22 protein-coding genes, 1 tRNA gene and 3 pseudogenes are annotated in these 22,818 nt (G+C 68.9%); 19 read left to right on the forward strand and 7 right to left on the reverse strand.

From position 1 onward, the window contains the following. Window positions 1–12: 12 nt before the first annotated feature. From QUE33_RS13290 to QUE33_RS13305, 5 genes and pseudogenes are all read left to right on the forward strand, one after another. Window positions 13–1,371: a glycoside hydrolase family 32 protein gene (locus QUE33_RS13290; protein WP_286300655.1), complete on the forward strand. Its 1,359-nt coding sequence runs from the start codon at window positions 13–15 to the stop codon at window positions 1,369–1,371. Beyond that, window positions 1,368–1,613, forward strand: a complete 246-nt coding sequence (locus QUE33_RS16270; protein WP_350226463.1) for a hypothetical protein — start codon at window positions 1,368–1,370, stop codon at window positions 1,611–1,613. The genes QUE33_RS13290 and QUE33_RS16270 overlap by 4 nt, the downstream gene beginning before the upstream one ends. Continuing rightward, window positions 1,610–2,794, forward strand: a complete 1,185-nt coding sequence (locus QUE33_RS13295; protein ID WP_350226464.1) for a glycoside hydrolase family 32 protein — start codon at window positions 1,610–1,612, stop codon at window positions 2,792–2,794. The genes QUE33_RS16270 and QUE33_RS13295 overlap by 4 nt, the downstream gene beginning before the upstream one ends. Window positions 2,795–2,871: 77 nt before the next feature. After that, window positions 2,872–3,704: pseudogene (locus tag QUE33_RS13300) on the forward strand (glycoside hydrolase family 32 protein); the annotation flags it as partial. Window positions 3,705–3,761: 57 nt separating this feature from the next. Continuing rightward, window positions 3,762–4,193 carry a GH32 C-terminal domain-containing protein gene (locus QUE33_RS13305; protein ID WP_286303162.1) on the forward strand — a complete coding sequence of 144 codons (432 nt, stop codon included), beginning with the start codon at window positions 3,762–3,764 and terminating at the stop codon, window positions 4,191–4,193. Between the two features lie 80 nt (window positions 4,194–4,273). On the opposite strand, the gene QUE33_RS13310 is transcribed toward QUE33_RS13305, so the two are convergent. Further along, window positions 4,274–4,347 (reverse strand) — tRNA-Gly (locus QUE33_RS13310). A 134-nt stretch (window positions 4,348–4,481) separates the two neighbouring features. Here QUE33_RS13310 and QUE33_RS13315 point away from each other — a divergent pair. The 8 genes and pseudogenes from QUE33_RS13315 (at window position 4,482) to QUE33_RS13350 (ending at window position 11,093) form a co-directional block, all read left to right on the forward strand. After that, on the forward strand, window positions 4,482–5,426 hold the full coding sequence (locus tag QUE33_RS13315) for an ABC transporter ATP-binding protein (protein ID WP_286300656.1): 945 nt from the start codon (window positions 4,482–4,484) through the stop codon (window positions 5,424–5,426). Then, the gene (locus QUE33_RS13320) at window positions 5,423–6,232 is read left to right on the forward strand and encodes an ABC transporter permease (protein ID WP_286300657.1); all 810 of its coding nucleotides are present in this window, start codon (window positions 5,423–5,425) and stop codon (window positions 6,230–6,232) included. Before QUE33_RS13315 ends, QUE33_RS13320 begins: the two co-directional genes overlap by 4 nt. Before the next feature lie 42 nt (window positions 6,233–6,274). Beyond that, window positions 6,275–7,351, forward strand: coding sequence for a sensor histidine kinase (locus tag QUE33_RS13325; protein WP_286300659.1), 1,077 nt, complete (start codon window positions 6,275–6,277; stop codon window positions 7,349–7,351). Beyond that, on the forward strand, window positions 7,288–7,665 hold the full coding sequence (locus QUE33_RS13330; protein ID WP_286300661.1) for a sensor histidine kinase: 378 nt from the start codon (window positions 7,288–7,290) through the stop codon (window positions 7,663–7,665). Before QUE33_RS13325 ends, QUE33_RS13330 begins: the two co-directional genes overlap by 64 nt. After that, window positions 7,662–8,342 carry a response regulator transcription factor gene (locus QUE33_RS13335; RefSeq protein WP_286300662.1) on the forward strand — a complete coding sequence of 227 codons (681 nt, stop codon included), beginning with the start codon at window positions 7,662–7,664 and terminating at the stop codon, window positions 8,340–8,342. The genes QUE33_RS13330 and QUE33_RS13335 overlap by 4 nt, the downstream gene beginning before the upstream one ends. Before the next feature lie 264 nt (window positions 8,343–8,606). Beyond that, window positions 8,607–9,211 (forward strand): annotated as a pseudogene (dcd, locus tag QUE33_RS13340) (dCTP deaminase). Window position 9,212: 1 nt separating this feature from the next. Next, window positions 9,213–9,677, forward strand: coding sequence for a hypothetical protein (locus QUE33_RS13345; RefSeq protein WP_286300663.1), 465 nt, complete (start codon window positions 9,213–9,215; stop codon window positions 9,675–9,677). Between the two features lie 117 nt (window positions 9,678–9,794). After that, a complete protein-coding gene (locus QUE33_RS13350) occupies window positions 9,795–11,093 on the forward strand; it encodes an MFS transporter (RefSeq protein WP_286300665.1) in 1,299 nt (432 codons plus the stop codon). Here the strand turns inward: QUE33_RS13350 and QUE33_RS13355 are convergent. Further along, window positions 11,017–11,889, reverse strand: a complete 873-nt coding sequence (locus QUE33_RS13355; RefSeq protein WP_286300666.1) for a helix-turn-helix domain-containing protein — start codon at window positions 11,887–11,889, stop codon at window positions 11,017–11,019. The two genes, QUE33_RS13350 and QUE33_RS13355, sit on opposite strands and share 77 nt — an antisense overlap. Before the next feature lie 156 nt (window positions 11,890–12,045). Next, entirely contained in the window at window positions 12,046–12,705 is a 660-nt protein-coding gene (locus tag QUE33_RS13360) for a MarR family winged helix-turn-helix transcriptional regulator (RefSeq protein WP_286300667.1), read from the reverse strand. Between the two features lie 85 nt (window positions 12,706–12,790). Between QUE33_RS13360 and QUE33_RS13365 the strand changes: the two genes are divergently transcribed. Beyond that, window positions 12,791–13,315 (forward strand): MarR family winged helix-turn-helix transcriptional regulator, encoded by a 525-nt coding sequence (locus tag QUE33_RS13365; protein ID WP_286300668.1) that lies wholly within the window; start codon window positions 12,791–12,793, stop codon window positions 13,313–13,315. Here the strand turns inward: QUE33_RS13365 and QUE33_RS13370 are convergent, their stop codons facing one another. Beyond that, window positions 13,316–14,743 (reverse strand): MFS transporter, encoded by a 1,428-nt coding sequence (locus QUE33_RS13370; RefSeq protein ID WP_286300669.1) that lies wholly within the window; start codon window positions 14,741–14,743, stop codon window positions 13,316–13,318. A gap of 210 nt (window positions 14,744–14,953) precedes the next feature. Then, window positions 14,954–15,607: a hypothetical protein gene (locus QUE33_RS13375; protein ID WP_286300670.1), complete on the reverse strand. Its 654-nt coding sequence runs from the start codon at window positions 15,605–15,607 to the stop codon at window positions 14,954–14,956. A gap of 180 nt (window positions 15,608–15,787) precedes the next feature. Between QUE33_RS13375 and QUE33_RS13380 the strand changes: the two genes are divergently transcribed. From QUE33_RS13380 to QUE33_RS13400, 5 genes and pseudogenes are all read left to right on the forward strand, one after another. Continuing rightward, window positions 15,788–16,249: a DUF3817 domain-containing protein gene (locus QUE33_RS13380; protein ID WP_286300671.1), complete on the forward strand. Its 462-nt coding sequence runs from the start codon at window positions 15,788–15,790 to the stop codon at window positions 16,247–16,249. A 171-nt stretch (window positions 16,250–16,420) separates the two neighbouring features. Beyond that, window positions 16,421–18,286 (forward strand): molecular chaperone DnaK, encoded by a 1,866-nt coding sequence (gene dnaK, locus QUE33_RS13385; protein WP_286300672.1) that lies wholly within the window; start codon window positions 16,421–16,423, stop codon window positions 18,284–18,286. A 2-nt stretch (window positions 18,287–18,288) separates the two neighbouring features. Next, window positions 18,289–18,975, forward strand: a complete 687-nt coding sequence (locus QUE33_RS13390; RefSeq protein WP_286300674.1) for a nucleotide exchange factor GrpE — start codon at window positions 18,289–18,291, stop codon at window positions 18,973–18,975. A 7-nt stretch (window positions 18,976–18,982) separates the two neighbouring features. Then, window positions 18,983–19,971 (forward strand): annotated as a pseudogene (locus tag QUE33_RS13395) (DnaJ C-terminal domain-containing protein). A 23-nt stretch (window positions 19,972–19,994) separates the two neighbouring features. After that, a complete protein-coding gene (locus tag QUE33_RS13400) occupies window positions 19,995–20,462 on the forward strand; it encodes a heat shock protein transcriptional repressor HspR (protein WP_286300676.1) in 468 nt (155 codons plus the stop codon). A 93-nt stretch (window positions 20,463–20,555) separates the two neighbouring features. On the opposite strand, the gene mgtE is transcribed toward QUE33_RS13400, so the two are convergent. Beyond that, window positions 20,556–21,914 carry a magnesium transporter gene (gene mgtE / locus QUE33_RS13405; RefSeq protein WP_286300678.1) on the reverse strand — a complete coding sequence of 453 codons (1,359 nt, stop codon included), beginning with the start codon at window positions 21,912–21,914 and terminating at the stop codon, window positions 20,556–20,558. A gap of 186 nt (window positions 21,915–22,100) precedes the next feature. Then, entirely contained in the window at window positions 22,101–22,715 is a 615-nt protein-coding gene (locus QUE33_RS13410; protein WP_286300680.1) for a TetR/AcrR family transcriptional regulator, read from the reverse strand. Window positions 22,716–22,818 lie beyond the last annotated feature (103 nt).

A 22,818-nucleotide genomic window follows, 5' to 3' on the forward strand; every position in this document is an offset into this window, starting at 1 on the left:
AGGCATCCTCCGATGGCATCCGCCTCCGATCACCACCTGCCCGCCTACCACGTGCATACTTCGCGCGGCTATCTGAACGACCCCAACGGGCCGGTGGAGCTCGAGGGCACCACGCATCTGTACTTCCAGTCGCGCCCCTACCCGCACAAGGACGTTCCCGTGGAGTGGGGGCACGCCTCGACGACCGACCTGATCAACTGGCGATTGCACCGTCCCGCGATGTCGCCGCTGCCGGGCGCACGCGACGCCGACGGCTGCTGGTCGGGCAACGCCCTGGTCGACGGCAGCGAGGTGCACGCCTACTACTCGGGCAAGACGGCGGGCGACACCTACCAGTCGGTGCTGCGAGCGGTGTCCACTGACGGCGGAGCGAGTTTCGGCCCACCCCGCCAGGTGCTCGCCGACCCGCTGCCGGATGAGCAGGTGACGATGTTCCGCGACCCGTTCGTGTACCGCGAGGACGATGCGCTGACCATGATGGTCGGCGCCGCGCGCGCTGACGGCTCGGGCGCCATCCGCCGCTATCGCAGCACCGATGGCATCTCGTGGGCGTACACGGGTGATGTGGCGGGTCGCGTGCGGGGGATCGTCGGCGGCGAGGACACCGGTGAGGGCTGGGAGTGTCCGCAGATCCTGCCGACGGATGCCGGCGAGATCGCGCTGATCTCCTCCTGGAGCTTCGCAGACGGTGTCGGGCATGTGCTGTCCTTTCCCGTAGGAGGGGACGCTCCGGTCGTGCCCGTGCCGCAGCGCGTCGACCACGGCACGAGCTTCTACGCGGCATCCGTGATGCGGGAGCACTCATCGGGTTCCCCGGTGCTGTGGGGCTGGATCCGGGAGGCCCGCAGCACGGTCGCGTGGCAGGATGCCGGATGGGCGGGTGCGATATCCCTGCCCCGCACGGCATGGTGCGCGGCAGATGGCTCGCTGCGTACCGCGCCGCATCCGGCTGTCGATGCGCTGCGAATCGACACGGGGCGGCCGGCGGACGGCGCGCGCATCGATGGGCGTGCGGAGATCGTCGTGCCCGAGGGCGGTGGGGCGGTGCGGATCGACTTCGGCGCCGACGAGTACTGCACGATCGACATCGACCCGGATGCCGGGATCGTGACGCTCGACCGCTCCCACGCGGCCGGGGTCGACCCGCTCGACGGCAGTCGCTCGGTGGCACCCGACGCGTTCGATGCCTCCGGTCGTCCCGCGGTACGGATCTTCGTCGACGGGTCCATCCTCGAGATCTTCACCTCCGCAGGGCGCTCGGTCACCTCTCGCGTGTACCCGCGCAGCGCGCCGGAGTGGACCGTGCACGCTCCAGCGGGTGCCGTCCTGTTCGACATCCGTCGTTCGATCGAGGCGGAGAGCACCCGATGAGCGCATTCTTCCAACCCGAAGGCGGCTGGGTGGGCGATGTCATCCCGTACGAGAAGGACGGCGTCTTTCACCTCTGGTATCTGTTCGCAGACCGGATGGCCGGCGCGGACGGTGCGCCGGCCAACGGGATGCCCTGGCATCTGGTCACCACGGAGGACTTCGTCACCTTCACCGACGGCGGCGAGGCCGTGCCGAGCGGGGAGCGGATGCCGAGGACTTCAACGTCTACACCGGGTCGGTGATCGTCGACGACGAGGGCGTGGCGCATCTGTTCTCCACCGCCCAGAATCCGAAGCGGCTGGGTGACGACGGGCGGCCCCTGCAGCTGGTCGCACACGCCACCGGCGGCGAGGGACTGGGCGGATGGGTGAAGCATCCGACGCTCACCTTCGGCGCTCCTGCGGGGTATGAGGCTGGCGACTGGCGTGACCCGTTCGTCTTCCGCGACGGCGGAATCTGGCGGATGCTGGTCGCTGCGCGGCATGCAGACGGCCCCGAGCGACGCCGCGGCACCGTGGCGCAGCTGACCTCGACCGACCTCGAGACCTGGACGCCTGTGGACCCGATCTGGGACCCGCGCCGGTACATCGCCCACGAGTGCCCGGAGGTCTTCCGGTGGGGTGACTGGTGGTACCTGGTGTACTCCGAGTTCAGCGACGCCTTCTGCACGCGCTATCGGATGGCGCGCTCCTCGCAGGGGCCCTGGCTGCTGCCCCCGGGTGACGACCAGATCGACACGCGTGCCTTCTACGCAGCCAAGAGCGTCGAGCGCGGCGGGAGGCGGTTCTTCGTCGGCTGGATCGCCACGCGGGAAGGCGAGACGGACGACGGCGCATGGCAGTGGGCCGGGACTATGTCGGTGCTCGAGGCCGATCAGCGGCCTGATGGCAGCCTGTCCTTCCGGCTTCCCGAAGAGATGACCGCCTCGTTCGGCGAGAGCCTGGGTGCAGGCATGCCGGCGCTGCCACTCACCCTGAACGCCGTCGACCGGTATGTCGACGTCGTCGGCGTGGAGGACATGCCCGACGCTTTCCTGCTCAGCGCCGAGATCGAGATCGACGAGGCGACCGAGGAGGTCGGTGTGCTGGTGCGCTCCAGCTCCGACGGCGATGAAGCGGGCGCGATTCGGCTCGAACCGCGGCGCAGTCGGATCGTCTTCGACTGCTGGCCGCGCACGCTCACCGGCAGCGAGCAGTGGCAGATCTCGGGCGACGTCCCCTTCGTCTTCGAGCGTCCGTGTCCTCTGGCTCCCGGCCGACACCGCGTCGACATCCTCGTCGAGGGCGAGATCGTCGTCGCCGTGGTCGACGAGCGGGTCGCGCTCAGTACGCGACTGTACCGCCGGGCCGGTGAGCGGATCGGCTTCTTCGCGAACGGCGGCGGCGCCGAACTCGTCTCGCTCGACATCCGGAGGCGAGCATGATCGCCTCCCCGACGACGCTTCAGGAGGAACGTCTCATGTCCCGCCCGCTCGTGCACTTCACTCCGGCGCACAACTGGATGAACGACCCGAACGGTCTGCTCTTCCACGACGGGCGATACCACCTCTTCTTCCAGTACAACCCTGAGGGGATCGGGCACGCCAACATGAGCTGGGGACACGCCTCCAGCACCGATCTGATCGACTGGACCGAGCATCCCGTCGCCATTCCCTGCGACGAGAACGAGCAGATCTTCTCGGGCTCGGCTGTGGTCGACGAAGGCAATACCGCCGGATTCGCCGGCCCGGGCGAGACCGCCCTGGTCGCGATCTACACCTCGGTGTCGGCGGTCACGGGCATCCAGTCCCAGACGCTGGCCTACAGCGTCGACGACGGCATGACCTGGACCAAGTACGGCACTCCGGTGCTTGACCGCGGGTCGAAGGACTTCCGCGACCCGAAGGTCTTCCGCTACCGGGGGCCGTCCGATGACTACTGGGTGATGGTGGCGGTCGAGGCGGTGGATCGCCAGGTCGTGCTGTACCGGTCGGATGATCTGAGGGAGTGGACGTTCCTGTCCGTCTACGGTCCTGCGGGTGCGGTCGACGGCATCTGGGAGTGCCCCGATCTGTTTCCGCTGGCCGTCGATGGGGACAGTGGCGATGTGCGCTGGGTGCTGGTGATCAGCATGAGTCCCGGCGCAATCGCGGGGGCTCCGGCACGCAGTACATCGTCGGCCGCTTCGACGGGGTCGCTTTCACCGCTGATGTTCCGCTGGCGGCAGGGGAGTCGGATGCTGTGGACTGGCTCGATTTCGGCCGGGACTGCTACGCCGGAGTGACGTTCAACGGGCTGCCCGACGAGCGTCGCACATTCATCGCCTGGATGAGCAACTGGGACTACGCCCGCGAATGGCCGGCGGAGGGTGCGCGCGGAGCCATGACTGTAGCGCGACGACTGTCGCTGACCATGGTGGACGGGAGGCCGCAGCTGACGGCCGCGCCGGTGCTGCCGGACGGCGTCGTCGTCGAGTCGAGCGCTGACGGGACGTGGCTGCTGCCCGACGCCGCGCGCATCGAGATCACCGGTCGGGCAGGAGAAGTCGAGCTGATCGTGCGTGACGGTCCGAAGGCGGTCCTGAGCTGGACGCCCGAAGAGGTCGTGCTGGATCGGACCGCGTTCATCGGTATCGACGATTCGTTCCCCAGCCGGGAGAGGATGCCGCTGCCCGTCACCGTGACGGGCTCGCTGACTCTTGTGGTGGATCGCGGTTCGGTCGAGGTCTTCGCGGCCGGAGGTTCCCGTACGCTCACCGACCTGGTCCCGTGGAACGGGCCCGTCACGCTGGTCCCGCGTGAGCCGACCACGCGCGAGAGCATCGCCGTGCAGGCGTTGACGTGAGCGGCCGACCCGGTCGAGTCCCTCTACGACGAGGACTGCGTCGCAGGTCGCAACGCACAGCCGCATCGGCGAAGCATAAGTGGAGGGGCTGACGGGAATCGAACCCGCGCTGTCTGCTTGGGAAGCAGAAGTTCTGCCATTGAACTACAGCCCCGCACGCCTTGCGGCGCTTCGCCAGCATAACAAACCCGGCGCGGGGGTATGGCACCACGGTGCCATACCCCCGCGCGCCAGGATCATCCCGCAGGCGGACGCGCGGGACACGCCAGTGAACGTAGCGTCGTAGACATGATCACAGCAGAAGGCCTCAGCAAGAGGTACGGAGACAAGGTCGCCGTCGACGACGTGTCGTTCACGGTGCGTCCGGGCAGCGTCACGGGATTCCTCGGGCCGAACGGTGCGGGAAAATCCACCACCATGCGCATGATCGTCGGGCTCGACCGCCCCACCACGGGGCGCGTCACCGTCAACGGCAAGCAGTACGCCAAGCTGGGCGCACCGCTGACCGAGGTGGGCGTGCTGCTCGATGCCAAGGCCGTGCACACCGGCCGGTCGGCACGCAACCATCTGCGCGCCATGGCGGCGACGCACGGCATCCCGTCCGCGCGCGTGGACGAGGTGATCGACATCACCGGCATCGGCTCGGTCGCCCGCAAGCGCGCCGGCGGCTTCTCGCTCGGCATGGGGCAGCGCCTCGGCATCGCCGCAGCGCTGCTCGGCGACCCGCACACGCTCATCCTCGACGAGCCGGTCAACGGCCTCGACCCCGAGGGTGTGCGCTGGGTGCGTCAGTTCGTGCGTCACGCGGCATCCGAGGGACGCACCGTGCTGCTCTCCAGCCACCTGATGAGCGAGATGGCGCAGACCGCCGACCATGTCATCGTGCTCGGACGCGGGAAGGTGCTGGCGGATGCCGCGCTGCCCGACCTCGTGCGCGCCTGGACCACCGAGCGCGTGCACGTGCGCAGCCCGCGCGCCGCCGAGCTCGCCGACGCCGTCGCCGGCCGCGACGTCGAGGTGGTCACCACCGACCGGTTCACCCTCGACGTGACCGGCCTGCCGGCATCCCGCATCGGCGATCTCGCCTTCGAACGCGGCATCCCGATCCACGAGCTCACCCCGACCAGCGGGTCGCTCGAGGACGCCTACCTCGCCCTCACCGGCGAGTCCGTCGAATATCGCACACGTGCCGTCCCTCAGGACGGCGCCCCGCTCGAAGGAGCACTCTCATGACCGCGATCCAGGCCCGTGCCACGCACATCCCGGCACCCGCGAGAAACCTGACCTTCGTTCGCCAGCTGCGCAGCGAGCTGATCAAGCTGGTGACCGTGCGCGGCACCTGGTGGTCGGTCGGCATCGTCGCGGCCCTCAGCATCGGACTGGCCTTCATCGTCACGGCTACGATCTCCCCGCCGATGGACAACATCATCATGGCCGTGGTCGCCCCCGTGCAGTTCACGATGATGCTCGCCGGCATCCTCGGCGTCATCTCGGTGTCGGGCGAGTACTCCACAGGCATGATCCGCTCCACCTTCACTGCGAACCCGGTGCGCGGTGCCGTGGTCGCAGCCAAGGCGACCGTGCTCGCGGCGTTCATGTTCGTCGTGGCGCTGGTCATCTTCGTCATCGCGGCCGTCGGCATCTCGCCGCTCGCCGCCTCGAAGGACATGGCGCTGGACTGGTCGGACCCGGCCGCCGTCATCCTGCCCATCCTCGCCGCCTCCGCAGCCATGGCGCTGTTCGCTCTGCTGGGCGTCGGCCTCGGCTTCGTGCTGCGCTCGGGTGCGGGAGCGATCGCCGTCACCGTCGGCATCCTGTTCGTGCTGCCGGTGATCGTCAGCCTGCTCGGTGTGCTCGCACACGACGTGCAGTGGATCGGCGAGCTCGGCAACTACCTGCCCTCCTCGGCGGCGCCGCTCGCGATCCTGCCGCAGGACGGCGCGGCCATCAGCACGCCGGTCGCCTGGATCACGCTCGCCGCATGGCCGGCCGCCGCGCTGCTGGGCGGATGGGCCGTGGTGCGCGGACGGGACGTCTGACCCTTCGGCCGGCTCAACGCCCCACGCCGTAGAGTCATCAGCGTGTCCAGATCGCACAGCCGCAGCTCCGCCGTCCTCCGGGACGACGAGCTGCGGCTGCCGCGTCCGCCCGGCATCTTCCGGCAGTTCTGGGCGCGGCATCCGCGCGTCACCGACATCCTGGTCGCCCTCGTCTGTCTGCTGCTGTCGGTGGGAGCCAGCGCCGCGCCCGGCTCGCGCGCGAATCCGATCTCGCCGTGGGGAGCGGTCGTCGTGGGCATCGTCCTCGTCGCCACCGCCGTGCTGCTGGTCTGGCGTCGGCGCTGGCCCGTCGCGGTGCTCATCGCCGCGATCGTGTGCGATGTGCTGCTGCTGGCCGTCACGCGCTCGTCGGGCGGGCCCGCCTTCGCGCTCGCCGTGTACACCCTCGCCGTCCACCGCTCGCCCAGGTCGAGTTGGATCGGCCTCGGAGCGGGTGTGGCGATCACCGGTGGCCTCGCCTTCGCCTGGTTCGGCCTCGGCGGGCTGAGCCTGCAGACGACGGTCAACACCCTTCTGTCCGTGAGCATCCCCGGGCTGATCGGCGCGCTGATCGGCATCAACATCGGCAACCGCAAGCGCTACATCGAGGCGGTCATCGACCGCTCCCGGCAGCTGCTCGTCGAGCGCGATCAGCAGGCTCAGCTCGCGGCGGCCGCCGAGCGCGACCGCATCGCGCGCGAGATGCACGACATCGTCTCGCATTCGCTGACGGTGGTCGTCGCGCTCTCGGAGGGTGCGGCTGCGACATCCGATCGCGACCGGGCGCGCGACGCGTCGATGGCCGCAGCGACCACCGCTCGCGATGCACTCGCCGAGATGCGGTCCATGCTGGGGGTGCTGCGTGACGGCGACGCGGATGCTCCGCTGGCGCCGCTGGATGCGGCGAGCCCCCAGACACGGTCGCGACCGCACAGCGCGCCGGATTCCCCGTGTCGCTCACCACCCGCGGAGAGGCGGATGCTGCACCGGCGCTGCGCTTCGCCATCGGACGCATCGTGCAGGAGGGCGTCACGAACGCGATCAGGCACGCGCCCATGGCGAGCAAGATCGACGTGCGGATCGACAACGACGCGACGCCGATCATCATCGAGATCGTGAACGACGGCGTAACCGGGCCGGTGTCCGAGGGCGGGTTCGGCCTGCGCGGCCTCGCCGAGCGCGCCGCATTGCTCGGTGGCGTCGTCGTCTCCGCTCCCGCGGGAGACGGACGATGGATGCTGCGCGCCGAGTTGCCGCGTCAGGCCGGCGATTCGTCTGGCACGTCCTCGCCCCTGATCAGCGACGCCGCCCCTGCTGATTCACGTGGACCAGCAGGGGCGGCGGCGACCAGCAGGGGCGGCGACGCAGAAGCGCAGTCCTCGACGAGTCCGGCCCCCTCGATCCCCACGCCCGCCCAGGAGGTCGACCGATGACCGACCCCATCCGCGTGCTGCTGGTCGATGACCAGTCGCTCATCCGCATCGGCTTCCGCCTCGTTCTTGAGGCAGAACCCGACATCGAGATCGTCGGCGAGGCCGGCGACGGCGCCGACGCGATCGCGCAGACGGCGGCGCTGCAGCCCGACGTCGTGCTCATGGACGTGCGGATGCCGGGCCTCGATGGCATCGCCGCCACCGAGCAGATCGTGCATGAGCATCCGCAGGTCCGGGTGCTGGTGCTCACGACCTTCGATCTGGATGAGTACGCGTTCGGCGCGATCCGGGCCGGAGCGAGTGGATTCCTGCTGAAGGACGCGCAGCGGCACGAACTCGTCTCGGCTGTGCGGGCCGTGCACCGCGGCGATGGGGCGCTCGCGCCGCGCGCCACCAGGGCGCTGCTCGACCACCTCGCGACCCAGCCCGCCACCGCAGCGGGAGAAGCTGCCGCGCGCCCCGCATCCGACCCCCTCGTCGAACTCACCGATCGTGAACGCGACGTGTTCCACGCGATCGCGCAGGGCCTGAGCAACAGCGAGATCGCGGAGAGCTTCTTCCTCAGCGAGTCCACCGTCAAGACGCACGTCGGCCGGGTGCTGGCGAAGCTCGACGCCCGCGATCGCGTGCACATCGTGATCCTGGCCTACCAGTGGGGGCTGGCCGAGACCGGCTGACCCCGCTTCGCGCACTGATCCGTGCTCCGGTGTCCCGGCGCACCGTTGATCCCTCCGCCGGCCGCGTCCCACAACTGGTGGGTGCAGCCCGCCCGGACCCGCCACCACTGAGACATGGTGTGCGGTGGGGCACAGAAATAGAGAGTCCGGATGCCGGGGACTCGCCACTTGTGGGACATGGCCGGAGCATGCAGGAGGGCGACCGAGTGGTTTCGCGCGGGATGAGCCCGCAACCGAGCCATCCCGCGCCAGTAGGCTGAAGACGTGCTTCTCAGCGACCGCGACATCAAAGCAGAACTCGCATCGGGCCGCATCGGTCTCTCCCCGTTCGACGACGAGATGGTGCAGCCCTCGAGCGTCGACGTACGGCTGGACCGGTACTTCCGGCTGTTCGACAACCACAAGTACCCGTTCATCGACCCCTCGGTCGAGCAGCCCGAGCTGACCAGGCTGATCGAGGTCGCCCCCGACGAGCCGTTCATCCTGCACCCGGGGAGTTCGCGCTCGGCGCGACCTTCGAGCAGGTGACGCTGCCGGACGACATTGCCGCCCGGCTGGAGGGCAAGTCGTCGCTGGGGCGCCTCGGTCTGATCACGCATTCCACGGCAGGGTTCGTCGACCCCGGGTTCACGGGGCACGTCACCCTGGAGCTGGCGAACGTCGCCACTCTGCCGATCAAGCTGTGGCCGGGCATGAAGATCGGGCAGTTCTGCTTCTTCCGGCTCAGCTCGCCGACCGAGAACGCGTACGGCTCGGGCCCGTACGGCAACCGCTACCAGGGCCAGCGGGGCCCCACGGCATCCCGCGCGCATCTGAACTTCCACCGCACCGATGTGGGCACGACGGATGCAGGAGCGATCGGAGGCTGACATGACTGATCCCGACGAGGGCGCGCAGCAGCCGGATGCCTCGGCGCCGGAGCCGGAAGTGCCCGACCTCGAGATCCCCGAGGCCGAGGTGCCCGAGCTCGACCAGCCCGAGCCGGCGATCCCGGAGGCTGTGCTGCCGGAGTCCTTCCTGGCCGAGCCGGTCATCCCACCGCCGCCCGCGGAGACACCCGTGACGAGGGCGGACTGGCGTGAGAAGTGGCAGGATCGCTCCGGCGCACCCGATGCCCCACGGGCAGGGCGCCGTGCGGCATCCGGTCTCGCCGCCGCGCCGAAGGCACCGGCATCCGATCCGCGACTGACCGCACCCGAGCCCGACCCGGCCGTGGTGCCGCCACCTTCGGGCGCGACGTCGGGCGGCTACCGGGGCCTGACCATCGCGATCTACGGCTTCCTGGGCGTGCTGCTGGTCGGCGCGGTGGTGCTGATCTCGACGCTGCTGTCCTGATCTCGACGCTGCTGTCCTGATCCCTCCGGACCCGCTCGCGGCGCCTCCCGGACGAGCGGTCGGATGCCGCGGACGGATGGTCGGGTGCTGCATCCGCACACCCGGCACGCTGGAAGCATGACCACGACCGCACCCGTGCCGACCGTCCCCGCGACGGTGCGACGCATGCCCTACGCCGCGCTGCTGACGATGATGGCGATGAGCTTCCTGCTCGTCAGCGCCGAGTTCCTTCCCAACGGGGTGCTCACGGAGATCGCAGCCGAGCTCGGTGTGACTGCCGGGCAGGCCGGGCAGCTGGTGACCGTCACCGCACTGGCCGGATTGATCGTCGCGCCCACCATCGGGCTCGCACTGCCTCGGTTGGACCGGCGCACGCTGCTGGTGTGGATGGCTGTGCTCGCCGCGATCTCGAACCTGATCGTGGCGATCGCGCCGAGCCTGCCGCTCATGCTGCTCGCCCGGGTGCTGCTGGGAGCCGCGCTTTCGGGCTTCTGGACCATGTCGATCACGGTGGCGGCCAGCATCGCGGGCCAGGAGCGGCTCGGGCGCGCGGTGATGTTCACCGCTGCCGGAACCTCCCTGGCGACTGTCGCCGGCGTGCCGGTCGGCGTGGCGCTCAGCGAACTGCTGGACTGGCGCGGCGTCTTCGGCATCGCCGCGGCGGTCACCGCACTGCTGGCGGTAGGACTGCGCACCCTGCTGCCAGCGGTGCCGGCGCAGAACGTCGCGCGCATCGCGGTGCTCGTCGAGACCCTCCGGCGTCCCGGCATCGGGCTCGGGATCGTGGGGCACGTGCTGGTGATCTTCGGACATGCGCTGGCCTACACCTACATCCGGCTCGCGCTCGAGCGTGTGCAGTCGGGCGGCGTCCCGATCGATGCGAGCACGATCATCGTCCTGCTGGCCGTGTTCGGCATCGGCGGGTTCATCGGAAACCTCGTGATCGGAGCCGGGATCGACCGCACCTACCGGGTGCTGGCGGTGGTGACCCCGCTGGCGATCGCCGTCACCATGATGCTCGTCATCCTCGCTGCAGCATCGCTGTGGACGGTCGGGGCCGCCGCGTTCGTATGGGGCTTCTTCTTCGCGTCGTGGCTGCTGATCGTGAACACCTGGGTCGGTCATCGGATGCCCGATCGGCTCGAGGCCGGGGAGGCCTCGTCGTGGTGGGATTCCAGGGAGCGATCATGCTCGCCGCAGGGGTGGGTGGGCTGCTGGTGGATGCGCTGGGCATCGGCCTGGCCTACGCCGTGGGCGCAGCGCTGCTCGCGGTGGGTGCTGTGCTGTTCGGCGTCTCCGGTCGCCAGGCCAGCTGAGCCGCGGTGTTCGGTCGGCTCGCTCAGGCGGATGCCAGGGCGCGGCGGCTCCGCCACGCCGATGGCGTCATGCCGGTGTGCCGACGGAACGCACGGCTGAAGCCCTCGCCGGAGCCGTAGCCGAGCTCACGGGACACCTCGCTCACACCGCGCCCGTCGATGAGCAGCGCCCGTGCTGCACGCATCCGCACCTCGGCGACGTACTGCGCCGGGGAGACCCCGAAGGTGAGGCGGAAGCGCTCGGCGAACACCGAGCGCGACAGCGCGCTCACGGATGCCATCTGCTCGACGCTCCAGTCGCGGCCGGGGTCGTCGTCGATGGCTCGGACGACGCGATCCAGGAACGGGTCGTTCGAGCGGGAGGGCCAGCCCTGCGGGGCGCAGCCGATGCTCGACCAGGCGCGGATCACAGACTGCAGCAGCGTGGTCGCCATCATGCGGCAGATGACCGGGTCGCCGCCACGGTCACTGACCACCGCGGCGTCTCCGCCCATGTGCTGGGCGAGCGCGGCCGCCGCAGGCTCGAGCTCGTCGAAATGCCGGATCCATGCGGTGTCGGGCAGCAGTGCGCTCAGATGCGCGGCGCTGTCGGCCCAGCGTAGCCGCGAGACGAGCACTCCGGTCCCGGCGGGGATGCGCAGAGTGAGGGAGCGACGTGCCACGAGCAGGGCGTCGCCGACGTGGAGGGTGTCGGGGAGCCCGGCATCCGACGGCGTCCTGACGCTGCCGTTCAGCACGTACACCAGGGAGATGTCGTCGAGGATCACGGCTTCGTCGACATCCGGAAGGATGCGCCGTTGGGAGCGGATGCCGATCGCGACCTCACTCAGCACGCGCTCCAGTGCGTCGCTCGACGCCGAGGAGGCGGACCGGATGTCCAGGGCGGGGCTGACCATGAACGGTTCAACCTGCTCGGAGCGGTGGGTATTCCAGTCGATCCTGCGGTCTCCGCCGGGGCGGCGGATGGGAAAGGCTGGTGTGAAGCGTCCTGGAACAGCGAAAAGCATCCGCGCCGATGGGACGCGGATGCTTTTCGCTGGTGAGTTCAGGGCTCAGCCGTGCGTGTGGATGTGGATGTGGGTGGCAGGCATCAGGTGGCCGCGGAAGCCGTGGCCGCGGTGGCGCCGGCCTTCGAAGCCGTGCCCCCGGCCTTCGAAGCGCTGGCCCCGACCGTGACCGCGGTGGTCGCGGCGGCCGAAGCCGTCACGCTGGCCGAAGCCGTCACGCCGGGCGTGCGGACCGAAGCCGCCCCGTCCGGTGCGCCGGCGGTCGCCGCGCTCCCTGCGGGGGAGCCTGCGGCCCTCTTCCCAGCCGAACTCGCGGGCGATCTTCTCGAGGGAGGCGGTCATGGTGGCGTACTCCTCCGGTGTCACTGCGCCGGCGACGCGAGCGCGGAGCTCGTCTACGGCGACGCTGAGACGCTGTTTGGCCAGTGAGCCCGACTCCGTGAGGGCCCAGCCCTCCGGGCCGCGCTCGACCCAGCCGCGTTCGATGAGCCGCTGCAGGCGGTGTGCCTTCAGGGGGCGGTCGGTGGCGCCGGGCCGTGCGGCGAAGGTGCCGTCGATGCGGTTCAGCATCCGCCAGTCGCGGCGGGTGATGCCCTCGTCCTCGAAGACGGTGGCGAACTCGGCGCGCATCAGACGGTCGACCGCGGTGATCCAGTAGCCGAAGGGGCGGGTGTTGGTGTCATTGCTGTTCGTTTCGGTGTTCATGGGAATCCTTTATATGTCATTGAGCATGTACATGCATTATGACATGTAATTTAAGTGCATGTCAAATCGCATGTAAAGTCGAGGTATGACCGCAGACCCCGTGGACCCCGCCGACGCCATCGCGGCCGCGCTCTTCCGGCTGCGGGGACGGCGTCCGCATCAGCATCCGCATGGACACGGCCCCCACGAGCGTGGACTGCACGGCACGCGAGCTCGCGATGCCCGAGCTCAGGGGCGTCGCGGCCCGTGGGGCGCGGATGGCGGCATGCGCCACGGCGCCCCTGCGGTGATCCGCATGGTGGAGGCGCTGGCCTCGGCATCCGAACCGCTCAGCGTCAGCGGTCTCGCTGAGGCGATCGGCGTCGATCAGCCCCGCGCCTCCCGTCTTGTGCAGCAGGGCGTGGATCGCGGCTGGGTGCGTCGCGAGGCCGACCCCGACGATGCGCGCCGCACGCGCATTGCGATCACCGACGACGGCGCACGCCTGTTCCGAGGCGTGCGCGGCGAGCGTCGTGAGGCGCTCGGGCGGGCCCTCGCCGCCTTCACCGAGGAGGAGAGCGCCGAGCTGGCGCGGCTGCTCACCAAACTGGCGGAGAACTGGACTGCGTGATCAGACCCCGACGTCCTTGGGGAATCGCACCATCAGCAGCAGGATCAGGCCGATGAGCAGGATCAGCCCGATGCCCAGCACGCCGTAGACGATTCCGCCGAACCACAGCAGGAACAGCGACCAGGCCAGTGGCGAGAGGAACGAGGCGACCCGGCCGGTCGTCGCGTACAGGCCGAAGATCTCGCCCTGCTGGCTCGGCGGGGTCAGGCGCGTGAGCAGGCTGCGACTGGATGCCTGGGTCGGCCCGACGAACGCGCACAGCAGCAGGCCGCAGACCCAGAACACGATCGTGCCGAGATCCTTGAGGGCGAAGACCACGAACGCCATCGCGACGAGTCCCGTCAGGGTGATCACGATGAGGCGCCGCGGGCCGATCGCGTCGTCGATGCGTCCGGCGAGCAGCGTCGAGACCCCGGCCACCAGGTTCGCGGCGAGCCCGAAGACAATCACCTCCAGGAACGAGAACCCGAAGCCCTGTGCGGCGAGCACGGCGCCGAAGGCGAACACCCCGGCCAGACCGTCGCGATAGACGGCCGCCGCCAGCATGAACCAGAAGGTCGGTCGGTTGGTGCGGAACAGCTTCGCGATGTTCTTCGCCAGCACGACGTACGAGCGGAAGAAGCCCACCTTCTGCGACGGCGCATACGCCGGCGACTCGGGCACGTTACGGAACATCGGGATCGCGAACACCAGCGTCCACACCGCGCAGATCACGGCGACGAGCTTGAACGAGAGCGGGTCGTCCTGTCCGATCAGGAACAGCACGGGGATGCAGGCGATCAGCGCGACCACGCCGCCGACGTACCCCAGGCCCCAGCCGAGCCCCGAGATGCGCCCCACGTTCTGCGGCGTCGACACCTCCGAGAGCATCGCGTAGTAGCTGACGTTGCCGATCTCGCTCACCACCGCCGCGATCGCGACAGCGAAGGCCCCGTACCAGAAGTACGCGGGCTCCGCCTCGATGAAGAGCAGGGCGAACTGGAACAGCGCGACCCCGATCGTCGCGCCGACGACCCACTTCTTCTTGTTGCCGCGTGCGTCGGCCTGCTGGCCCAGGACCGGGGCCAGCACGAGGATCACGATGCCGGCGGCGAAGTTCGCCCACCCCCACCATGCCGACAGGTCGGTGAGACCCTGGCAGTACGCCGAGCTCATGAACTCGCTCTTGTTGCAGTTCATGTATGAGCCGTCGGCCAGCAGGCCCGACTCGCGCACGGCGGGATCGAGGAACATCCGGCTCGTCAGGTAGAGCGCGATCCACACGAAGGTGAGGATGACGGTGTTGAACGGCTGCAGCGCCCAGTCCCACATCGCCCACGAGATCACCTGCTTGCGGGTCGCTTCGGGTGCCCCGTCGTGGTCGCGTCCGAACGCCGTCAGCGCGGCGGTGTTGATCGGCGTCTCTGCCGCGGAGTGATCGTCGCTCATGGTCGAAGTCTGGCCGGGACGGGTGAACGGCGGGTGGCGGCGCGCCGTGCGCAACCGCCCCGACGCTACGGATGTCGGCTCAGATCACGGATGTCGGCTCAGATCTGCAATCTCGACCGACATCCGTGAAATCGGCCGACATCCGTGCGGGCGACCGCGTCGCGCTGAGTCTCCGGCGTCCAGGTCTCGATTCGTCCCGCTACTCGCACGTCATGACGGAAGGTCGATCAGGATGGCTGTCTTCGACAGCACCTCGTGCGCGACCTCTCCGATGTCTGGGCCCTCACAGGACACGAGCAGGCTGAGTCCGCGATTCGCCGCCACGAACGCCCGCGCCGCGCTGAAGAGTCCCACGTCGTTGATCGTGACCGAGAACTGGCGGCCCTCGACGAGTGACCCTCCGAGCTGGTTCAGCAGGAATCGTCCATCGAAGCCGCGGTCCGAGCCCTCGGCTGCGGTTGTGCCCAGCGCCTGCCACATCAGCACGTCGGACGCCTGACGGTCGTCCATGTCGCTGATGCCCTCCGTGCGGTCCAGTCTGAACAGCTGAAACGTCGCGGTGCAGGTGTCGGCGGCGTTGTCGTATGCGAAGCGGCCGAGTGTGGACTTCGAGGGGTCCTTCTTCCACCCGGCATCCCCGCCGAGCCCGTCTCCCCAGCCGATGCTCGTGTCCTCGGTCAGTGTCGCGCCGTCGGCGAACGTGAACGTCGTGACCTCGTCCGGGGATGGCGACGGAGCGGGACGGGCTGTGGTCACGGGCGTCGAAGTCGGCGTGCTTCCGGCCGGGCTGCACCCGGCGAAGGAGGCGGCGGCGAGGACTGCGATGGCGGGAATCGCGATACGGCGAAGAAGTCGCTGGAACATGCCCGCCAAAATAGGGAGATCGGCGGATGCCGCGTTTCGGCCCTGTGGATAACCCCGGGATGCACGGCGGTCTCCACCTTTCGGATGATCTTCTGGCTGCAGGCCCGGTTCCGCCCGGAATCCCAGGTGACAGAAGGGGCCGGTCGCCTAGCGTGGGGACAGATCGAACCGAGGAGATCCATGTTCCGTAGCCCCGCCCGCCTGTTCCGCGTCCTCGCGATCGCCGAGGCGATCACCTGGACCCTGCTGATCAGCGCTCTGATCGCCCGCGCCGTCGGCCTGCCGGCGACCCTCGTGACGATCGGCGGTGGCATCCACGGCTTCGTCTTCCTGTCCTACGGGGCGACCGCGGTGCTGCTCGCCTTCCACCAGCGCTGGCACGCCGGCGTCGCGATCACCACCATCGCCAGCGCGATCGTGCCCTACGCCACCATCCCGGCGGAGATCTGGCTGCACCGTTCCGGACGGCTCGAGGGTGAATGGCGCCTCACCGAGACCGACGATCCGCGCGACCGCACCTGGTACGACCGCACCATGCGCTGGTTCCTGCACCGGCCGTGGGTTCTCGCGGTGCTCATCCTCGTCGCGATCGTCGTGATCTTCAGCATCCTGCTGATCATCGGTCCTCCCGGCGGCAAGTGAGCCGACGGCTCAGGCGTTCGGAGCTGTGGACGACTCAGACTTGAGTCGACTCGTATCAACTTTCTTGACAGCATCCGATCCTGTGCCTACACTTGAGTCATTGCGACTCAGGTTTTCTGGGTTGCCCGTGACCCACAGAACCTCACCGCGTCAACTACAAGGAGAAATCACATGGCACGTGCTGTCGGAATCGACCTCGGAACCACCAACTCCGTCGTCAGCGTCCTCGAGGGCGGCGAGCCCAAGGTCATCGCCAACGCCGAGGGCTTCCGCACCACCCCTTCGGTGGTGGCATTCACCAAGGACGGCGAGGTGCTGGTCGGCGAGACCGCCAAGCGCCAGGCCGTCACCAACGTCGACCGCACCATCTCGTCGGTCAAGCGCCACATGGGCACCGACTGGTCGTTCGACCTCGACGGCAAGAAGTGGACGCCACAGGAGATCTCCGCGCGCATTCTCCAGAAGCTCAAGCGCGACGCCGAATCCTACCTCGGCGACACCGTGACGGATGCCGTCATCACCGTCCCCGCATACTTCAACGACGCCGAGCGCCAGGCCACCAAGGAGGCCGGTGAGATCGCAGGGCTCAACGTGCTGCGCATCATCAACGAGCCCACCGCCGCAGCCCTCGCCTACGGCCTGGACAAGGGCAAGGAGGACGAGCTCATCCTCGTCTTCGACCTCGGTGGCGGAACGTTCGACGTGTCGCTGCTCGAGGTGGGCAAGGACGACGACTTCTCCACCATCCAGGTGCGCGCCACCGCCGGTGACAACCGCCTCGGCGGCGACGACTGGGATCAGCGCGTCGTCGACTACCTGATCAAGCAGTTCAAGGAGACCAGCGGCGTCGACGTCTCGGGCGACAAGATCGCCCTGCAGCGCCTCAAGGAGGCCGCGGAGCAGGCCAAGAAGGAGCTGTCCTCCTCGACCAGCACGAGCATCAACCTGCCGTACCTCTCGCTGACCGACTCCGGCCCGGTGTCGCTGAGCGAGAACCTCACCCGCGCCAAGTTCGAGGACCTCACCAAGGATCTGCTCGACCGCACCAAGAAGCCGTTCGACGATGTCATCCGTGAGGCGGGCGTCAAGGTCGCCGACATCGACCACATCGTGCTGGTCGGTGGGTCGACCCGCATGCCGGCCGTCGCCGAGCTCGTCAAGCGCGAGACCGGCAAGGACGCCAACAAGGGCGTCAACCCCGATGAGGTCGTCGCCGTCGGCGCCGCCCTGCAGGCTGGCGTGCTGCGCGGTGAGCGCAAGGACGTCCTGCTCATCGACGTCACGCCGCTGAGCCTCGGGATCGAGACCAAGGGCGGCCGGATGACCAAGCTCATCGACCGCAACACGGCCATCCCGACCAAGCGCAGCGAGACCTTCACGACCGCCGACGACAACCAGCCGTCGGTCGCGATCCAGGTCTTCCAGGGTGAGCGCGAGTTCACCCGTGACAACAAGCCGCTGGGCACCTTCGAGCTGACCGGCATCGCCCCGGCCCCTCGCGGCATCCCGCAGATCGAGGTCACCTTCGACATCGACGCCAACGGCATCGTGCACGTGTCCGCCAAGGACAAGGGCACCGGCAAGGAGCAGTCGATGACCATCACCGGCGGTTCGTCGCTGTCGAAGGAGGACATCGACCGGATGGTGCGCGAGGCCGAGGAGAACGCCGCCGAGGACAAGAAGCGCGCCGAGGCCCTTGAGCAGCGCAACCAGGCCGAGTCGCTCGCCTACTCGATCGAGAAGCTCATCAAGGAGAACGAGGACAAGCTGCCCGAGGACGTCAAGACCGAGGTGCAGGCCGATGTCGACGCCCTGAAGACGGCTCTCGCCGGCGAGGACGACGACGCGGTGAAGGCCGCCTTCGACAAGCTGAACGCTTCGCAGGGCAAGCTGGGTGAAGCCATCTACGCGCAGTCCCAGGCCGACGCGGCCGCCGGCGACGGCGCAGCATCCGAGGGCACGCCCGAGGCGGACGCCTCGTCCGACGAGGACGTGGTGGATGCTGAGGTCGTGGACGACGAGGACGAGAGCAAGTAACCATGACGGACAAGAACTTCGACGAAGTTCCTGACGACGAGGGGTCGGATGCCACGGCATCCGGCCCCGCGCCGGATTCAGGAAACCCCACCGGGCAGAACTCTGCAGATCAGAACCCTGCAGATCAGAACCCTGCCGACCAGGACTCCGCCGAGGCGGCGGCCGCGGAGGGGTCGGACGACGAGCTGACGATCGACGACATCCTCGGCGCCGAGCAGACGCCGGAGGCGGCCTCGGAGGACGGCTCCGACGCGGCGCCGTCGGACGTGCAGGCCGAGAACCCGCACCTGGACGACCTCAAGCGGCTGACCGCCGAGTACGCCAACTACCGGCGTCGCACCGAGGAGCAGCGGCACCTGGAGATCGCACGCGCCAAGGGCGAGGCGGCCAAGGGGCTGCTGCCCGTGCTGGACGACCTCGACCGGGCGCAGCAGCACGGCGACCTCGTCGAGGGCTCGGCCTTCGCCGTGATCGCCGAGAAGGTGCGCGCCGTGGTCGAGAAGCTCGGCGTCACCGCCTACGGTGAGGCCGGCGAGGAGTTCGACCCGCAGCACCACGAGGCGATCTTCCAGCAGCCCACTCCGGGCGCCGAGACCTCGACCATCCTCGAGGTGGTCGAGGTCGGGTACCGGTTGGGTGACGTCGAACTGCGTCCGGCGAAGGTCGTCGTCGCCGTTCCCACGGAGTAGGTGATCGATGGCCAGCCAGGATTGGTTTGACAAGGACTTCTACAAGACGCTCGGCGTCTCGAAGGACATCTCCGACGCGGAACTGAAGAAGACGTACCGCAAGCTCGCGCGCAAGTATCACCCGGATTCGAACCCGGGGGATGCGAAGGCCGAGGCGAAGTTCAAGGAGATCAGCGAGGCGTACAGCGTGCTCAGCGACGCCGAGCAGCGTCGCGAGTACGACGAGATCCGTGCGATGGGGTCGGGTGCGCGTTTCACCGCCCCCGGCGGCGGAGGCGCGGGCGGCTTCGAAGACGTCTTCAGCCGGTTCGGGCAGGGCGGCCGGCAGGCCGACTTCGACGACATCTTCTCGATGTTCTCGCAGGGTGGTGGTTCGTTCGGCTCCGGCCGGTTCGGACAGCCGACCGGCGGGTACCGGGGCTTCGGCGGCCCGCAGAAGGGTGCCGACGTCACCGCTCGCACCACGCTCGATTTCATCACCGCAGCACGCGGCGAGACCATCACCCTGCAGGCCGAGGACGGCAAGCCGTTCAAGATCAAGGTACCCGCAGGTGTCGCCGATGGGCAGAAGATCCGGCTGCGCGGCCGCGGTCGCCCCTCGCCGGACGGCGGCGAGCCCGGCGACATCGTCGTGCAGGTCACCGTCAGGCCGCATCCGGTGTTCAGCCGTGACGGACTGAATCTGCGCCTGACGGTGCCGGTCACGTTCACAGAGGCGACCCTCGGCGCGACCATCGAGGTGCCCACCCTCGGCGGCGATCCCGTCAAGCTGCGCGTCGCACCGGGAACCCCTCCGGGCGGGTGCTGCGGGTCAAGGGCCGCGGCATCGTGTCGGCGAAGAAGGGCACCGGCGACCTGCTCGCCGAGCTGCAGGTGGCCGTCCCCTCGCACCTGGACGACGCCGCACGCGAAGCGCTGGAGCGCTTCCACGAGCTCGAGCCCGCTGAGAATCCCCGCGCCGAGATGATGGCGAAGGCATCCTCCGCCGGTCGTTGAGCGGCAGAATCGAGACGAAACGCATGGATGCCGAGTCCCCCGTCTTCGCGATAGCCGTCGCAGCAGAGCTGTCCGGCATGCACCCCCAGACGCTGCGGCAGTACGACCGCATCGGCCTGGTGGTGCCGCGACGTACGCGGGGCGGCTCGCGACGCTACTCGATGCGCGACATCGAGCAGCTCCGCGAGGTGGCGCAGCTGAGCAGCGAGGGGATGAGCCTGCCGGCGATCGCCCGGCTGCTCGACCTGGAGGACGAGGTGCGGATGCTGCGCCGCCGCGTCACAGAGCTGGAGGGCGCCCTGCGCGCCGAACGCGAGAACCGGCCCGGCGTGCGTGTGTTCGCCGCGGGTTCCACGGGCCAGGTGTTCTCGGTCGGCTCCGCCCGCCGCATCCGCCGTTCCACCGAGGTGGTGCTGTGGCGGCCTCGCATGGTCTCCGGTGATGACACCGGCGATGAGCGCGGCGACGACACACCTCCCACCCCGCGCTGACCGATCGCCGAAACCCCTCACCAGCGTCGAAACCCCTCGTGAAGTACGCACTTCATGAGGGGTTTCGGCAACCAGGAGGGTCTCGGCGCGGGATCAGATCCCCAGCACGGCCTTCGCGATCAGGAAGTAGATGATCAGACCCGTCGCATCGACGAAGGTCGTGATGAACGGGTTGGAGAACACGGCCGGGTCGACCTTGATCGCACGGGCGGCCAGCGGCATGATGCCGCCGATGGAGGCCGCGACCGTGCACACCGCGACGAGTGTGAGTCCGATGACCAGACCGATGTGCCACTCGTAGATCAATCCGGCCAGCACGAAGCCGAGTGTTCCCAGCAGCAGCCCCAGGCAGAACCCGACGCGCACCTCGCGGGAGAGCACCCGCATCACGTCGCGCGGGGTGACCTCGCCGAGGGCGAGTGAGCGGGTCACCGTGGTGGCGGCCTGGTTGCCGGTGTTGCCGCCGGTGCCGATCAGCAGCGGCACGAACAGCGCCAGCACGGTCAGCTGCGCCAGTGTCGCCTCGAACGCATCGAGCACCTGCACGGTCAGTGTCGCGCCGACCGCGAGCACGAGCAGCCAGACCACCCGCGAGCGAACCAGCCGACGGATGGGGGTGGAGAGGTACGAGCGGCGCAGCGGCTCCACACCACCCTGGCGCGCGGCATCCTCGCTCTCCTCCTGCTTCAGGATGCGTGCGGCGTCATCGATAGTGAGGATGCCCACCAGGCGCTGCTCGCTGTCCACCACCGGCATCGCCAGCAGTCCGTAGTCGGTCGTGCGGCGAGCCGCCGCCTCGGCATCCTCCATCACATCCGCGATGTGTGCGTCGCGCATCAGCTCGCTGACCAGGTCGTCATCGGATGCCGACATCAGATCGCGCAGGCTGACCACCCCGACCACGCGACGGCCGCTGTCGGTCACCGGCAGCGTGTAGACCGTCTCGGCGCTGTCGAGTGCAGCACGTACGCGTGTGAGCGTCTCGGCGACGGTCAGGTGCGGGTGGGCGGTCACGAACTCGGGGCTCATCCGCCGGCCGATGGAATCCTGCGGATAGCCGAGCATGCCGGCGGTGAGCTCACGCTCCCGGCGGGTAAGTCCGCGCAGCAGCTGCGGGGCAACGGATGCCGGCAGCTCGTCGAGAAGCCAGACGCGGTCGTCGGGATCCATCTCCGCGAACAGCGCGGTGATCTCGACATTGCGCAATGCGCGCACCAACTCGCCGCGCGTGCCGGGGGAGAGCGCCTCGAACACATCGATCGCACGTGACTTGGCGAGCAGGCGATAGACGATCGCGGCATCTTCGATGCCGAGTCGATCCACGAGTTCGACGATCTCCGGCACGGACAGCGGAGTCAGCACGGCGGATGCGCCGGGCAGGTCGGACTGGGAGATGAGCCGACGGATGTCGTCGGCGGCTTCGGAGACGGTCTGAAGCTGGGAGGGAGTCATGGGCGTGCCTTCAGGAAGGCACCGCGCGGGACGGGTTCGTCGGAGCGGGGCGTGCGTCGCAGTCGACGCCGCCGCTCAGCCGAGCGGTGCGGAAGTGGGAGAGCTGACGTGTCTGCGACTATGACTGTCACTGGACATGATGAAACCACCTCACTTCCGGGTGCTCGGGGGTACGACCTGTCGAGTCTAGTCGAGGTCGCTGGGCGTGCGACGGCACGGCTCGGCGAGGGCGGCGACCGCGCGGGCCGCGGCGGCCACCACGCTCTCGGCGAGTGCATCGTCGCGGTCGACGAGCCAGGTGAGGGTCAGCCCGTCCGTCACGGTGAGCAGCAGCCGGGCGACCGTCGGCAGCGGCACGGTCCACCGCTGTCCGGTCTGCTGCACGGCGAGTTCGAGCAGGCGTATCGCCAGGCGCGTGTACTGGTCGTACTGCTCCTGGGCCAGTGCCACGCGCTCGCGCAGCGCGTACTGGGTCAGCTCCAGCATCGCCTGCTCGTGCGGAGGATCCGCGCGCAGGTGATCCAGGTAGCCCGTCAGCCCTTCGGCGAGCAGCTCCGTCAGGCTCTTGCCCGACATGTCCGCCGGAGCGATCGCCTTCTCCTCCTTGGAGAGGACCTCGGTGACCAGCAGGTCGATGAGCTCGTCGCGCGAGGTGAATGCGTAGTGGAAGCTCGCCAGCGACATCCCCGCTTCGGCCACGATGGCGCGGGTCGACGTCGCGCTGAGACCCCGCGCGGCGATCACCCGCAGCGCGGCCGCGATCAGCGCCCGCCTTCGCACCTGCACGGGGGTGCGTGCCATCGGATCCTCCGTCCCGCTTGCTCTGCAACGAGCGGACTCCTAGAGTAGCGGAAGTGGGACGAGCGACCCACTACACGACCAAGTGGCGGACGATGCGGTCCGC

Source organism: Microbacterium suwonense (assembly GCF_030296555.1).
In the GTDB taxonomy this organism is placed as follows: Bacteria; Actinomycetota; Actinomycetes; order Actinomycetales; family Microbacteriaceae; genus Microbacterium; species Microbacterium suwonense.